The organism is Streptomyces sp. NPDC017202, from assembly GCF_044331705.1.
GTDB lineage: Bacteria > Actinomycetota > Actinomycetes > Streptomycetales > Streptomycetaceae > Streptomyces.
Genome location: NZ_JBIRNP010000031.1, coordinates 15,798 through 30,322, shown reverse-complemented (window position 1 = coordinate 30,322; position 14,525 = coordinate 15,798). Strand labels below are relative to the sequence as shown.

General features: G+C 74.5%; 11 protein-coding genes. 5 read left to right on the top strand and 6 right to left on the bottom strand.

Going from position 1 to position 14,525, the window contains the following annotated elements; all coding sequences use genetic code 11:
* The first annotated feature begins 120 nt into the window (after positions 1-120).
* Both ACH4N1_RS33150 and ACH4N1_RS33145 read left to right on the top strand, forming a co-directional pair.
* The gene (locus tag ACH4N1_RS33150) at positions 121-1,284 is read left to right on the top strand and encodes an exonuclease SbcCD subunit D (RefSeq protein WP_398103838.1); all 1,164 of its coding nucleotides are present in this window, start codon (positions 121-123) and stop codon (positions 1,282-1,284) included.
* On the top strand, positions 1,281-4,271 hold the full coding sequence (locus ACH4N1_RS33145) for an AAA family ATPase (RefSeq protein ID WP_398103835.1): 2,991 nt from the start codon (positions 1,281-1,283) through the stop codon (positions 4,269-4,271). The genes ACH4N1_RS33150 and ACH4N1_RS33145 overlap by 4 nt, the downstream gene beginning before the upstream one ends.
* On the opposite strand, the gene ACH4N1_RS33140 is transcribed toward ACH4N1_RS33145, so the two are convergent.
* Positions 4,265-4,711 carry an Lrp/AsnC family transcriptional regulator gene (locus tag ACH4N1_RS33140; RefSeq protein ID WP_366059887.1) on the bottom strand — a complete coding sequence of 149 codons (447 nt, stop codon included), beginning with the start codon at positions 4,709-4,711 and terminating at the stop codon, positions 4,265-4,267. The two genes, ACH4N1_RS33145 and ACH4N1_RS33140, sit on opposite strands and share 7 nt — an antisense overlap.
* 121 nt (positions 4,712-4,832) lie before the next feature.
* Between ACH4N1_RS33140 and ACH4N1_RS33135 the strand changes: the two genes are divergently transcribed.
* On the top strand, positions 4,833-5,345 hold the full coding sequence (locus ACH4N1_RS33135; RefSeq protein WP_398103832.1) for a rhodanese-like domain-containing protein: 513 nt from the start codon (positions 4,833-4,835) through the stop codon (positions 5,343-5,345).
* Between the two features lie 48 nt (positions 5,346-5,393).
* Here ACH4N1_RS33135 and ACH4N1_RS33130 read toward each other — a convergent pair whose 3' ends face one another.
* Both ACH4N1_RS33130 and ACH4N1_RS33125 read right to left on the bottom strand, forming a co-directional pair.
* Positions 5,394-7,085, bottom strand: a complete 1,692-nt coding sequence (locus tag ACH4N1_RS33130) for a DUF885 domain-containing protein (protein ID WP_398103829.1) — start codon at positions 7,083-7,085, stop codon at positions 5,394-5,396.
* Between the two features lie 33 nt (positions 7,086-7,118).
* On the bottom strand, positions 7,119-7,610 hold the full coding sequence (locus tag ACH4N1_RS33125) for an Lrp/AsnC family transcriptional regulator (RefSeq protein ID WP_363089845.1): 492 nt from the start codon (positions 7,608-7,610) through the stop codon (positions 7,119-7,121).
* A 60-nt stretch (positions 7,611-7,670) separates the two neighbouring features.
* Here ACH4N1_RS33125 and ACH4N1_RS33120 point away from each other — a divergent pair, with 60 nt between their 5' ends.
* Positions 7,671-8,888, top strand: a complete 1,218-nt coding sequence (locus tag ACH4N1_RS33120) for a trans-sulfuration enzyme family protein (RefSeq protein ID WP_398103826.1) — start codon at positions 7,671-7,673, stop codon at positions 8,886-8,888.
* Positions 8,889-9,113: 225 nt separating this feature from the next.
* On the opposite strand, the gene ACH4N1_RS33115 is transcribed toward ACH4N1_RS33120, so the two are convergent.
* The 3 genes from ACH4N1_RS33115 to ACH4N1_RS33105 form a co-directional block, all read right to left on the bottom strand.
* On the bottom strand, positions 9,114-10,490 hold the full coding sequence (locus ACH4N1_RS33115) for a GNAT family N-acetyltransferase (protein ID WP_398103900.1): 1,377 nt from the start codon (positions 10,488-10,490) through the stop codon (positions 9,114-9,116).
* 225 nt (positions 10,491-10,715) lie between these two features.
* On the bottom strand, positions 10,716-12,290 hold the full coding sequence (locus tag ACH4N1_RS33110; RefSeq protein WP_398103823.1) for an alkaline phosphatase D family protein: 1,575 nt from the start codon (positions 12,288-12,290) through the stop codon (positions 10,716-10,718).
* A 174-nt stretch (positions 12,291-12,464) separates the two neighbouring features.
* Complete coding sequence (locus ACH4N1_RS33105; RefSeq protein ID WP_398103820.1) at positions 12,465-13,295, bottom strand: alpha/beta fold hydrolase; 831 nt, start codon at positions 13,293-13,295, stop codon at positions 12,465-12,467.
* A 446-nt stretch (positions 13,296-13,741) separates the two neighbouring features.
* On the opposite strand from ACH4N1_RS33105, the gene ACH4N1_RS33100 reads away from it, so the two are divergent.
* Positions 13,742-14,503 carry a GntR family transcriptional regulator gene (locus ACH4N1_RS33100; RefSeq protein WP_398103818.1) on the top strand — a complete coding sequence of 254 codons (762 nt, stop codon included), beginning with the start codon at positions 13,742-13,744 and terminating at the stop codon, positions 14,501-14,503.
* Positions 14,504-14,525: the final 22 nt, after the last annotated feature.

Sequence of the window (14,525 nt, the reverse complement as noted above, 5' to 3'; positions counted from 1 at the left end):
TCTCAGGACGACGCGACCCCTTCACCGAAGGTTTCCATTCCGGTCGAAACGGTCATTCAGGGCCGGACTTGCCGAAGCGGCGGTCCGTGCCGTCGGGCCCTCCCGATACGCTCGGGAACCATGAGGCTCCTGCACACGTCCGACTGGCATCTCGGCCGGGCGTTCCACCGGGTGAACATGCTCGGCGCCCAGGCCGGATTCATCGGCCATCTCGTCGCCACCGTGCGTGAGCGCGAGGTGGACGCGGTGGTCGTGTCGGGGGACGTGTACGACCGGGCGGTACCCCCGCTCGCCGCCGTCGAACTGTTCGACGACGCCCTGCACCGCCTCGCCGACCTGGGCGTGCCCACGGTGATGATCTCCGGGAACCACGACTCCGCGCGGCGGCTCGGCGTGGGCGCCGGACTGATCCGGCGCGCGGGCGTCCACCTGCTCACCGACCCGGCCGCGGCCGGCACGCCGGTGATCCTGCGGGACGCCCACGGCGACGTCGCCCTCTACGGACTTCCCTATCTCGAACCCGCCCTGGTGAAGGACGAGTTCGGCGTGGAGAAGGCCGCGCACGAGGCGGTGCTCGCCGCCGCCATGGACCGGGTCCGGGCCGACCTCGCGGGCCGCCCGCCGGGAACCCGCTCGGTCGTCCTCGCGCACGCCTTCGTCACGGGCGGCCGGCCCAGCGAGAGCGAACGGGACATCACCGTCGGCGGGGTCGCCTCCGTGCCGGCCGGTGTCTTCGACGGCGTCGACTACGCGGCGCTCGGGCACCTGCACGGCTGCCAGACCCTCACCGAGCGCGTGCGCTACTCCGGCTCCCCGCTGCCGTACTCCTTCTCCGAGGCCGACCACCGCAAGACCATGTGGCTCGTCGACCTCGACGCCGACGGAGAGGTCACCGCCGAGCGGATCGACTGCCCCGTCCCCCGCGAGCTGGCCCGGCTCCGCGGCACACTGGAGGAACTGCTCGCCGACCCCCGGCTCGACCGGTACGAGGAGGCGTGGGTCGAGGCGACCCTCACCGACGCCGTGCGCCCGGCCGACCCCATGGCCCGGCTCACCGAGCGCTTCCCGCACACCCTCAGCCTCGTCTTCGCCCCCGAGCGCGCCCCGGACGACCCCGACGTGTCCTACGCCCGGCGCCTCGCGGGCCGCAGCGACCAGGAGATCGCCGAGGACTTCGTCGCGCACGTGCGCGGTGCGGGCCCCGACGCGGGCGAGCAGGACGTGCTGCGGGACGCCTTCGACGCGGTGCGCGCGGACGACAGCGCGCGGGAGGTGGCCCGATGAGGCTGCACCGCCTCGACCTCACCGCCTTCGGGCCCTTCGGCGGCAGGCAGAGCGTCGACTTCGACGAACTGTCCGCCGCCGGACTCTTCCTGCTGCACGGACCGACGGGCGCGGGCAAGACCTCCGTCCTGGACGCCGTGTGCTACGCGCTGTACGGCTCCGTCCCCGGCGCCCGGCAGAACGGTCAGGGCCTGACGCTGCGCAGCGACCACGCCGCCCCCGGCACCCGCACCGAGGTCACCCTCGAACTCACCGTCGCCGGAAGGCGGTTGGAGGTGACCCGGCAGCCGCCCTGGGAGCGCCCCAAGAAGCGCGGCACCGGCACCACCGTCGACAAGGCCCAGACCTGGCTGCGCGAACACGACGCCGTCGCCGGGACCTGGAAGGACCTCAGCCGCTCCCACCAGGAGATCGGTGAGGAGATCACCCAGCTGCTCGGCATGAGCCGCGAGCAGTTCTGCCAGGTCGTGCTGCTGCCCCAGGGCGACTTCGCACGGTTCCTGCGCGCCGACGCCGAGGCCCGCGGCCGGCTGCTCGGACGCCTCTTCGACACCCGGCGCTTCGCCGAGGTGGAGAAGCGGCTCGCCGAGCGCCGGCGTACGGCGGAGGCACGCGTGCGGGAGGGCGACGCGGCGCTCCTGGCCGACGCGCACCGCATGCAGCAGGCCGCCGGCGACGCCATGGACCTGCCCGAGCTGGCACCGGGCGAGCCGGGCCTGGCCGGGGCCGTGCTGACCGCCGCCGCCGTGGCCCGCGGCACCGCCCGGGAGCAGCTGACGATCACCGAGTGCGGCCGCCTGACCGCCGAGTCCGCGCAGGCCGCTGCCGAGCGCGCGCTGGCCGACGTACGCGAACTCGACCGGTTGCAGCGGCGGTTCGCCGAGGCGCGGGAGCGGGCCCGGCTGCTGGAGGAGCGGGCCGGGGACCACCGCGAGGCGCTGGCGCGCAGGGAACGGGCACGCAAGGCCGAGGCGGTGGCACCGGCCCTGGAGCTGCGGGAGGCCGCCGACGCCGAGCATCGCAGGGCCGCCGACGCCGAGGCACGCGCACGTGCGCTGCTGCCGGAGCGGTTCGCCGACGCCGGCGCGGCCGGGCTGGCCGCCGCCGCCCGCCGCGCCGCGGAGGAGCTGGGCGGGCTGGAGTCGGCCCGCCGCGGCGAGCGACGGCTGGCCGCGCTCCTCGCGGAGCGCACCGACCTGGACCGTCAGGAGCGCGCCGACGAGGACGTGCTCGCCGAGACCGAGGGCTGGCTCGCCGGCTGGGACGCCACCCGTGCGGCACTCCAGGAGCGGGTCGAGTCCGCTCAGGAGGCCGCGACCCGCGCCGAACAGCTCGCCGTGCAGAGCGAGTCCGCCCGCCGCCGGCTGGCCGCCGCCCGGCTGCGCGACCGCCTCACCCGCGACACCGACGACGCCCGGCGGGAGGCGCTCGCCGCCGGTGAGCGGGCACTGGCGGCCCGCACCCACTGGCTCGACCTCAAGGAACAGCGGCTCAGCGGCATCGCCGCCGAGCTGGCCGCCACCCTGCGCGACGGCGAACCCTGCGCGGTCTGCGGCGGCACCGAGCACCCCGCCCCCGCCCGCAAGGTCGCCGGACACGTCGGCCGGGAGGCCGAGGAGGAGGCCCTCGCCGCCCACCAGCGCGCCGAACAGGACCGTACGGACGCCGAACGCGACCTCGGACTCGTCCGGGAGCGCCTCGCCGCCGCCCGCGCCGAGGCCGCAGACACCCCCACCGGGCAACTCGTCGCGGAAAGCGACGCGTTGGAGCGCGACCACAGCCAGGCCCGCCGGGACGCCTCCACGCTGCACTCCGCGCGCGAGGAGCTGCGCCGGGCCGAGCAGGAGCACGAGCGCCGCACGACCGCCCAGCGGGAGGCCGCCGTCAGGGCCGCCTCCCGGGTGGGCCACCGCGAGCGGCTGGAGCGCGAACGCCTCGCCCTGGAGGAGGAACTGGCCGAGGCACGGGGCAGCTCACCGAGTGTGTCCGCGCGGGCCGAGCAGCTGGAACGGCAGGCCGAGCGGCTCACCGACGCGGCCGACGCCGCGCGCGCCGCCGAGGAGAGCGCCGGCCGCCTCAAGGCCGCCGACGGCCGCCTCGACGAGGCCGCCTTCCGGGCCGGCTTCGACACCCCGCAGGCCGCCGCCGACGCCCTCCTCGACGAGGCCGCCCATCGCGAGCTGCAACGCCGTCTGGACGCCTGGCAGTCCGAGGAGGCCGCCGTACGGGCCGTCCTCGCCGAGCCCGACACCGTGGCCGCCGCGCAGCGGCCCGCCGCCGACCTCACCGCCGCCGAACAGGAGGCCGGCCGGGCCGCCGAGCGGCTGCGCCGGGCCGCCTCCGCCCAGGACGCGGCCGCCCGGCGCTGCGTCGAACTCGACCGTCTCTCCGCGCGCGCGGCCGACGCCGTACGGCGGCTCGCGCCGCTGCGCGAGGAGTACGAGCGGGTGGCCCGCCTGGCCGGCCTCACCGCGGGCACCTCGGCGGACAACGAGCGCAGGATGCGCCTGGAGGCGTACGTCCTGGCCGCCCGTCTGGAACAGGTGGCCGCCGCTGCGACCGCCCGCCTCCAGCGCATGTCGTCCGGGCGGTACACCCTCGTGCACTCCGACGACCGGGCCGGGCGCGGCCGCAGCGGGCTCGGGCTGCACGTCGTCGACGCCTGGACCGGACGCGAACGGGACACGGCCACGCTGTCCGGCGGCGAGACCTTCTTCGCCTCCCTCGCCCTCGCCCTCGGCCTCGCGGACGTCGTCACCGACGAGGCGGGCGGCGTCCGGCTGGACACCCTCTTCATCGACGAGGGGTTCGGCAGCCTCGACGACCAGACGCTGGACGAGGTCCTCGACGTCCTCGACTCCCTGCGCGAACGCGACCGCAGCGTGGGCATCGTCAGCCATGTCGCCGATCTGCGGCGGCGCGTCCACGCCCAGCTGGAGATCGTCAAGGGGCGGTCCGGATCGGTGGTGCGGCAGCGCGGTCAGTGACCGAGCGGGCGCCGGGGCAGCGGCGAGGAGTAGACGACGCTGGTCGTGACCGACCCCAGGCCACCGATCCTGCCCGTCAGCTCCTCCAGGTGCCGCATGGAGCGGGCGGCGACCTTGATGACGAAGCAGTCGTCGCCCGTGACGTGGTGCGCCTCCAGGATCTCGGGCGTGACGGCCACGAGGTCGTGGAAGGGCTTGTAGTTGCCGTGGGGGTAGCGCAGCCGCACGAACGCCAGGATCGGCAGCCCCAGCCGCTCCGGGTCCACGACCGCCGCGTACCCCTGGATGACGCCCGCCTCCTCCAGCCGCCGCACCCGTTCGGTGACCGCGCTCGCGGACATCGACACGGCCCGCGCCAGGTCGGCGAAACTGGCCCGGCCCTCCCGTTGGAGGACCTCGAGAATGCGCCAGTCGGTGGCGTCCGGGGAATACGCGGTCATTCCCGAGGAATACCAGGGGAATCCCCGGCCCGACAAGATCCACGCCGGGGAACCGCCCTTCAGCGGGGCGATCCCCGGCCGTAGATTTCCGGTCATCGCCACCGCACCGAGAGGCCCGCAGATGACCGCCACCACCACTGTCACCACCACGACCGCCTCCCCGCCGGCCGCGGCCGACCGCGTCCTGCGGTTCGCCCCCGCCGCCCCGGCCGACGCGGCCGCCCACTTCCGGGCCTCCCTGGTCTTCCACGCCGACGTCTCCGACGTGGCCGCCGCGCTCGAGGCCGGCGGCGACCCCGGCTTCGTCCTCCTGGACTCCCGCTCCACCGAGTCCTGGGACCAGGGCCACATCCCCGGCGCCGTCCACCTGCCGACCGCGCTCATCGCCGAACGGGCCGGGCAGCTCCTCGACAAGGACGTGCCGGTGGTGACGTACTGCTGGGGCCCCGGCTGCAACGGCGCCACCCGGGCCGCCCTCGCGCTCGCCGAACTCGGCTACCGCGTCAAGGAGATGCTGGGCGGCTTCGAGTACTGGGCGCGCGAGGGCTTCGCGTTCGAGACCCGGCAGGGCCCCGGGCGGCGCGGCGCCGACCCGCTCACCTCCCCGGTGGAGACGGCGCACTGCGGCTGCTGAGCGGCGGCCGGCCGGGGCGGCGGCGGGGCGGGCGGGGACCTGCAGGCGTCAGAGCCGGGCCAGCTCGTCCACCAGGTCGTCCAGGCCCAGGGAGCCCTGCGAAAGGGCCGCCATGTGCCACGACTTGAGGTCGAAGGCGTCGCCGTGCCGGGCACGGGCGCGCTCCCGGCCCAGCAGCCAGGCGCGTTCGCCGAGCTTGTAGCCGATCGCCTGGCCGGGGATGCTCAGGTAGCGGGTCAGCTCGCTCGCCACGTAGTCCCCGGGGCGGCTGCTGTGCGCGTCGAAGAACTCCTCGGCCAGTTCGGGCGTCCAGCGCTCGCCGGGCCGGAACGGGGAGTCGGCCGGGATCTCCAGCTCCGCGTGCATGCCGATGTCGATGATGACGCGCACGGCGCGCAGCATCTGCGCGTCCAGGTAGCCGAGGCGCTGCTCGGCGTCCGTGAGGAAGCCCAGCTCGTCCATCAGCCGCTCCGCGTACAGCGCCCAGCCCTCGGCGTTGGCGCTGACCATGCCCACGGTGGCCTGGTAGCGGGAGAGGTCCTTGGCCGCGTAGGTCCACTGGGCGAGCTGGAGGTGATGGCCGGGCACCCCCTCGTGGTACCAGGTGGAGACCAGGTCGTAGACCGGGAAGCGGGTCAGGCCCATGGTCGGCAGCCAGGTGCGGCCGGGGCGGGAGAAGTCCTCGGACGGCGGCGTGTAGTAGGGGGCCGCGGCGCCGCCGGGCGGCGCGACGCACGACTCCACCTTCCGTACCGGCCCGGCGAGTTCGAAGTGGGTGCCGTCCAGCGCGTCGATGGCCTGGTCCATGAGTCCCTGGAGCCAGTCGCGGACCTCGTCGACGCCCTCGATGTGCCTGCCGTGCTCGTCGAGGTGCGCGAGCGCCACCCACGGGGTCGCGGCGCCCGGCAGGACCTTCTCCGCCTCCTGCCGCATCTCGGCGAGGAGCCGGTGGTACTCGGCCCAGCCGTAGGCGTACGCCTCGTCGAGGTCGAGGTCGGTGCCGTTGTAGTAGCGCGCCCAGCGGGCGTACCGCTCCCGGCCGACGGTGTCCGGGGCGCCCTGCACGGCCGGCACGTACACGTCCCGCATCCAGTCCCGCAGTTCGACCAGGGCGGTGTTCGCGGTGCGGGCCGCCCGTCCCAGTTCGGCGCGCAGCGCCTCGGGGCCGGCGGAGACGAAGTCCTCGAACCAGCCGCGGCCCGAGCCGTCGGTGTCCGTCCACTCCGAGAGCTGTCCCGTGAAGGTGACCGCCGGCCGGGGAGCCCCGTACAGCTTGCGCTCCAGGCCGAGCGCCAGGGACTCCCGGTAGCCCGCCAGCGCGGCCGGCACCGCGCGCAGCCGCTCGGCGACCGCCGCCCAGTCCGCGTCGGTCTCCGTGGGCGTCACGGTGAACACCTCGCGCACCTGGTGGACCGGCGAGGACAGGTTGCTGACCTCGCGCAGACCCTCGTCGGCCTCGTGGACGGCGAGCAGGGCGGTCAGCCGCTCGCGCAGCAGACGTGCGCACCGGCGCTCGATGTCACTGTCCGCGCCGGGCGCGCGTTCCGCTTCGTCGAGCTTGGCCAGCGTGTCGCGCGCGAGTCGCGCGCGCGCCTCCTGCCCCGCCGGCGAGAAGTCGGGCAGACGGCTCGAACTCTCCCGCACGCCGAGGAAGGTTCCGGTCACCGGGTCGAGGGCGATGAGGTCGTCGACGTAGGCGTCGGCGACCGCACGGGGCAGCGGGCTGTTGGTCTGTGACATGGACACCATCCTCGTACGCGGCGGTGCGGCACGTCACGGTGTTTGTCCCGAAGCCGTCGGTGGCAGCAGCGGCCCGCAGTCCCACTGCTGGAAGATCAGCCGGGTCTCGACCCGGGCCACCTCCCGGCGTGCCGTGAACTCGTCGAGGACCAGCCGCTGGAGGTCGGCCATGTCCGCGACGGCCACGTGCACGAGGTAGTCGTCGGGCCCGGTGAGGTGGAAGACGGTCAGCGCCTCCGGCAGCCCCCGGATGCGCTCCACGAACGGCCCCACCAGTTCCCGCCGGTGCGGCCTCACCTGCACGGACAGCAGCGCCTGCAGCCCGCGCCCCAGCTTGGCCGGATCGAGCCGCAGCCGGTTGCCGAGGATCACGCCCGAGCGGCGCAGCCGCGTCACCCGGTCCAGGCAGGTCGACGGCGCGAGGCCGACCTGCGCGGCGAGGTCGCGGTAGGTCGTCCGGGCGTCGTTCTGGAGCAGCCGCAGCAGCTGGAGGTCCACCGGATCGAGTACGACGGATTCGGCCATCGGCCGAACGTAGCACGGAGTCCGCCCCGGAAGGACCGGCCGTTGTTCACCCTGCCGTCCATGGACTCAGCCGCAGCGAGCACACGCGCGTACCCGTACCCCGCGGGCACGCACGCGTACGACGACGTACGCACGTCCCAAGCGCCCCGCGCACTGGCCACCGAGGCCGTGCACGCCGGGCGGGACGACCTGGCCCGGCAGGGCCTGCACGCCCCGCCCATCGACCTGTCCACCACCTATCCCTCCTACGACAGCCGTGCCGAGGCCGCCCGCATCGACGCGTTCGCGGCGACCGGCGCCGAACCGGAGGGCCCGCCGGTCTACGGCCGGCTCGGCAATCCGACCGTCGCCCGCTTCGAGACCGCGCTGGCCCGGCTGGAGGGCACCGGGAGCGCGGTCGCGTTCGCCAGCGGCATGGCCGCGCTGAGCGCGGTGCTGCTGGCCCGCGCCTCCCTGGGCCTGCGGCACGTGGTCGCGGTCCGCCCGCTGTACGGGTGCAGCGACCACCTGCTGACCGCCGGGCTCCTCGGCACGGAGGTGACCTGGACCGACCCGGCCGGGATCGCGGACGCGCTGCGCCCGGACACGGGCCTGGTCATGGTCGAGTCGCCCGCCAACCCGACCCTCGCCGAGGTGGATCTGCGGGCGGTCGCGCACTCCTGCGGCTCGGTGCCGCTGCTCGCCGACAACACCTTCGCGACACCGGTGCTGCAACGGCCCGCCGAGCAGGGTGCGCGGCTGGTGCTGCACAGCGCGACGAAGTACCTCGGCGGCCACGGGGACGTCCTGGCGGGCGTGGTGGCCTGCGACGAGGAGTTCGCCGGACTGCTGAGGCAGATTCGTTTCGCCACCGGTGGGGTGCTGCACCCGCTGGCCGGCTACCTGCTGCTGAGGGGCCTGTCGACGCTTCCGGTCCGGGTGCGGGCCGCCTCCGCGACGGCCGCCGAACTGGCCCGCCGCCTGACCGCCGACCCGCGCGTGGCGCGCGTGCACTACCCGCGGATCGGCGGTGCGATGGTCGCCTTCGAGGTGCACGGCGACCCGCACGAGGTGATCGCCGGCGTGCACCTGATCACCCCGGCCGTGAGCCTCGGCAGCGTCGACACCCTCATCCAGCATCCGGCGTCCATCAGCCACCGGATCGTGGGCGCGGAGGAGCGCAGGGGGGCCGGGGTGAGCGACCGGCTGCTGCGGATGTCGGTGGGTCTGGAGGACGTCGACGACCTGTGGGCGGATCTGGACGGTGCGCTGAACGGGTCCGTGGTCACGGTGGGCTGACGTCCGGCTTGCGGTTCCCGGGGGACGGACGGCCCGGCGACAGTCCAGTCGCCGGGCCGTCCGTCGTTGTCGGTGGTCGTCGTCCGTGGTGTCCTTCACCGTTGCCGTTGCCGTTGCCGTTGCCGTTGCCGTTGCCGTTGCCTTCGGCGTTCGCCGTCGCCGCCCGGCTGCCGTCCGTTCGCCGTCCGGCCTCCGGTCGGCCGAAGGTCTCCGGGGGCGTCCGGCTCAGTCGCGGACGATCCGCTCCGCGGGCGACCCGTACGCCTGCCGGGTGTCGGTGGGGGCCGTGTCCAGCCGGGCGGTGATGACGAGCGTGCCCTCCTCGATCTGGTAGTCGAGCGGGAGGCCGAGGCCGCGCATGGCGGCGACCATGCCGGTGTTGGAGGCCTGCGTCACCGCGTACACGCTCTCGCAGCCCGCCTCGACGGCCATCGCGACCAGCCGGCCCAGCAGTTCGGCGCCGATGCCGCGCCGCTGCCACTCGTCCTCGACGAGCAGCGCGACCTCCGTCTCGTCGCCGTCCCACAGCAGGTGGCCGAGGCCGACGACGCGCCCCGACGGGGTCTGCACGGCGAGGGTGCGGCCGAAGCGCGGGCTGAGCAGGTGGTTGAGATAGCGGTCGGCGTCGCCGACCGGCCCGTGGTAGCGCATGCCGAGGGTGCGCGGCGAGCAGCGCTCGTGCATCGCCTTCGCCGCCGCCAGGTCGGCGGGGTCGGCCCGGCGCACGGTGATGGCGTTGCCCTCGGGGAGCGTCAGCACGTCCTGGCCCGGCGGGACGCGCGGGCCCAGCCGGGCGTCCAGCTCCACCAGGGCCCGCGCCCGCGCGAACTCGGTCGGGGTGAACGGCAGGTACGGCCGCTCCACGGTGATCACTCCGCCCTCCGGCGCCCGCAGCCGCATCACGGTGTCCTCCAGGACCCCTTCCACGGGCACGCCCTCCGGCCCGCGCCCCCCGCCGCGCACCGCGGCGGGCAACGAGCGGATCGTGCAGCGACCCAGCAACTGGCGCAGTGCCAGAGGAAGTTCGGCGGCGTCCAGCGCGGTCCGGGTGGCCAGGCCCAGCACCCGGGTCGGGGCGTCGACCAGGTCGTGGGCGTCGGCCCGCTCGATCCAGGTGCCGGAGCCGCCCGCCACCGCCACGGCCCGGTTGATCTCGGCCGCCGCGAGCGCGCCGGGGGCCCGCAGCAGGAACTCGTCCACGGTGTCCCGGCCCAGGGGGTGCGTCTGGAGGCTCAGGATGTCGACGTGGTGCTCCGCCAGTGCCGTGCACAGCGCGGCCAGCGAGCCCGGAGCGTCCTTCACCGTCGTCCGCATCCGCCACAGGGCGCTCTCCCCGGCGACGCCGTCGGGGAGTCCGGACGGCCCGGCCTGCGCCTCGGGTGAGGGCGGCCGGGCATCGGTATCGCCGGTGGGCGGTGCGTGGCCGTGGCGTCGTGACCACCAGACGTGGAATCCGGCCGTGGCGACCAGGGCGGCCGCCGAGATCGCCAGCAGCCGCGGGCCCTGCGGGCCGTGGCCCACGAGGCCCGCGACCACGTCCGCCACCGCGACCGCCGTGAACAGGGCGGCGAGTTCCACGGCGTCCCGCCGCCAGTGGTGCACCGGGCGGCCGTGCTTCGCCCGCGTCACATCAGACATGTCTCGATTCATGCAGCCACTGTGAAGGAATGGTGTTGCGCGATCACGAACGGTTTGTGACCGATGGGTAAAGGATACATTTGTCCTTTTTATTAATTCTTTGACGTTCCCGGGCCGTGGCCCCGCACCGGGAGCGCCGCGCACCGGGAGATGACGCCGGTGCGCGGAGCGCCTTCCAGGATAGGGGAGTTACTGGCCGACCCGGCCCGGCTGGAGCGCCTTGGTGAACAGCACGCTGCCGTCCTGCTCGCGCAGCCGCACGGTCAGCTCTCCGCTTTCGCCGTCGATGTCGACCTCGCCGAAGAACTGGTAACCGCCGGCCGGGGAGACGTTGGCGGTGGTGGGGGCCTTGACGAAGACCCGGTCCGGGCCGAAGGTGCCGTCCAGCGCGTTCGCCGGGAAGGCGCCCGCGTTGAGCGGCCCGGAGACGAACTCCCAGAACGGCGCGAAGTCCTTGAACGCCGCCCGCGACGGGTCGTAGTGCTGGGCCGAGGTGTAGTGGACGTCGGCCGTGAGCCAGACCGTACCGGTGATCCGCCGGTGCTTGACGAACCGCAGCAGTTCGGCGATCTGCAGTTCACGGCCGAGCGGCGCGCCCGGGTCGCCCTGGGCGACCGCCTCGATGTTCGGTCTGCCGTCCGTGGCGTCGGGGACGACCAGGCCGAGCGGCATGTCGGAGGCGATCACCTTCCACACCGCCCGGGAGCGGGACAGCTCGCGCTTGAGCCACGCCAACTGCTCCTCGCCGAGGATGCCCCGGTCGTCCGCACCCTGGTCGCCGGGGGAGTTGGCGTTCCGGTGGGTGCGCATGTCCAGGACGAACACGTCCAGCAGGGGGCCGTGGTGCTGCACCCGGTAGACGCGGCCGTCCGGGCGGCGCAGCGTGGAGATCGGGAAGTACTCGGAGAACGCCTGCCGGGCGCGGGCGGCCAGCACGTCGACGCTCTTCTCGGTGTACCGCGCGTCGGCGAGGATCTCGCCCGGGTACCAGTTGTTGGTGACCTCGTGGTCGTCCCACTGGATGATGGAGGGCACGCGCGCGTTGAAGGCCCGCAGGTTCTCGTCCAGCAGGTTGTAGCGGAAGTTGCCGCGGAACTCCGCCAGGGTCTCGGCGACCTTCGACTTCTCCTCCGTGGTGACGTTCCGCCAGGTGCGCCCGTCGGGCAGGGCCACCGTCGCGCCGATCGGCCCGTCGGCGTAGATGTTGTCGCCGCTGCACAGGAAGAAGTCCGGGTCGAGCGCGGCCATCGCGTCGTAGATCCGGTAACCGCCCAGCTCCGGGTTGATGCCCCAGCCCTGCCCGGCCAGATCGCCCGACCAGACGAACCGCACGCCGTCGCGCCGCCGTGCGGACACGGTCCGGAAGGTGCCGGTGACCGGCTCGCCGGTACGGCGCGGGTCGTCCGGGTCGGCCAGCAGCACGCGGTAGTGGATCTCCCGGCCGGACGGCAGCCCGTGCAGCCGGGTCGTGCCGGTGAAGTCCGTTCCGGCACCGAGCAGCGGACCGCGCCAGCGGCGCGCGTCGCGGAACGACTCCGTCGCCGACGTCTCGACGACCATCCGTGCCGGCCGGTCGGAACGGACCCACACCAGACCGGAGTTCGCGGTCACGTCCCCGGTCTGCACCCCCCACTCCGCACGGGGCCGCCCCGACAGGGCGAGGGCGGGCGCCGCGCCGAGGCCGGCGGGCAGGGTCAGGGCGGCGGACGCGGCGAGCGAGCCGCGCAGCACGCTGCGGCGTCCGGGGAGTGGACGGTGTGACATGGGTGGGCCTCCTGGAACGGGAACCTGCCGGTGTGCACCGTCACACCTACGGGAACGCCGCAGCGCGCACGCGAACCACGGGTGAACAACCGGACGCGCGGCCTCGCGAACCCGTGCCGTCACCTCGTTCCCGCCATGAGACGGACCCCCTCCCGGATCCGCGCCGGCGGGGACTCAGCGGCTGCCGTCGAGCAGCACGCGCGCGACGAGCGCCGGGTCGTCGTTCATCGGGCAGTGCCCGCAGCCGGGCAGCCGCACCAGACGGGCCCGGGGGATGATCTGCTTGGCGCGGACGCCCTGGCGGCGCACCAGCAGCAGGTCGCGGGTGCCCCAGGCCACCGTGACCGGGATGCCGGGGACGTCGTCGGTGAACCGGACGGCCGCACCGGACCGCAGGGTCTCGTCGAACCCGGTGGCCCCGGCCAGCGCCAGCGTCTCGGCGACCACGGCCTCGGGTGAACGGCGCGCCGGACGGGCGTAGACGGTGCTGGTCAGGGCGGTCCGGCCGGCCGCCGATCGCGCCAGCCGCTCCACCAGCGGCAGCGGCATCCGCCGCGAGATCTGCCGCATCGTCAGCAGCACGCCGAAGGCGTAGCGCCGCTCCGCCTCCGACCAGAACCCCGCCGGGGACAGGGCGGTGACGGACCGCACGCGCTTCTCCCGGCCCAGTTCCAGGGCCAGCAGACCGCCCAGCGAGTTGCCCGCGACATGGGGGCGGTCCAGCTCCAGGGCCTCGCAGAAGGCGGAGAGCACCGCGGTCGTCGTGGACAGGTCGTGGGCGAGCCCGGCGGGCAGGGACGGGGACGCCCCGAAGCCGGGCAGGTCCACCGCGATCACCTCGCGCTCGGTGGCCAGGATGTCCACCACGGGGTCCCAGGCCTGCCGGTGGTGTCCGATGCCGTGCAGCAGGAGCAGCGGCTCACCGCGTCCCACGCGCGCGTAGGAGACGGTGACGGCCCGCGGCCCGTCGGGGGTGGGGACCGGGAAGGAGACGGTGGCGGACATGGGGGTGCTCCTCGTCTGAACAGGCGGACGCGGTACGGGCTTGACGGCGGACGGGCCGACGGCGGTACGGCCGGTGGCTGGCGGCCGGCCGAGCGGCCGGACAGCCGGACGGGCTGCCGTTCGCGCAGACAGCTTGTCAGCAATTGCTACCGGCGGGTAGCCCCCGGTGGGGTGAGCCGTCCGGGCGCGGCCCGCACTCCGTCCGGCTCCCGGCTCCCGGCGCCCTCCGCGGGCGCGACGGGGGCTTTGCCGTGGCGTCACGGGAACGGCCGCGTGCGAACGCCCCGTGAACCCTCGTGCGCCGGACACCCGTGGGCTTCCCCAGGGTTGGAGGATTGGTCTTGACCAAGGGTGGGGGCCGCCCTATGGTCGCAGACAAGTACAACAACCTTTAATAAACAAGGGCGCGAAAAAGCCGCCGTATCACGGCGATTGCGGAGGACAGGGTGGGGACCACGCAACTGGAATCGGTACCGGAACCGAAGTACTGGCACCTGAGGACCGTGCTCAGCGAGGCACTGGACTCGGAGTTCGCCGTGGGCGAGATCCTGCCCAACGAGCGGGACCTGGCCGCGCGCTTCGGCGTCGCCCGCGCCACGCTCCGGCAGGCCCTGGAGCAGCTCGAACTGGAGGGGCGTCTGCAGCGCCGCCGAGGCGTCGGCACCACCGTCGCGCCGCCCCGGGTCGGCGTCGACGTCGGCACGGAGGGGCAGTCCTGGCCCGGCGCGTCCGAGGACGCCTGGCAGCCCGTCGACTGCACGGTCGCGACGCCGCCGGCGGCGGTCGCCGACGCACTGGGCACCGACCGCGACGAGGCCGTGCACGTCGTGCGGCGCTCGCGGGTCTCCCACGGCCGGCCCGTCGCCGCGGAACTGCTCTACGTCCCGTGCTCGTCGGTGCCCGACCTGACCGCGATCGACACCCCGTCCGGGGCCGCACGCGCGCGTGCGGTGCTGCGCGAACTGCGGCGTCCGGCGCTGGAGGGCCAGGACCGCGCGGTGGAACTGGGTTCGGCCCGCGCGGACGACGCGAAGGAACTCGACCGGCTCCCCGGCGCACCCGTCCTCGTCGTCACCACCCGCTTCTTCGCCCAGGGCCGCACCGCGGCACTCTCCGTGGCCACCTACCGGGCGGACACCTGCCGTCTGACCTTCGGCGCCTCCGGCAACGTGGAGATCCACCACGGCCCGGAACGCCAGGCGTCCTGACCGCCCGGCGACCGCACGGCAG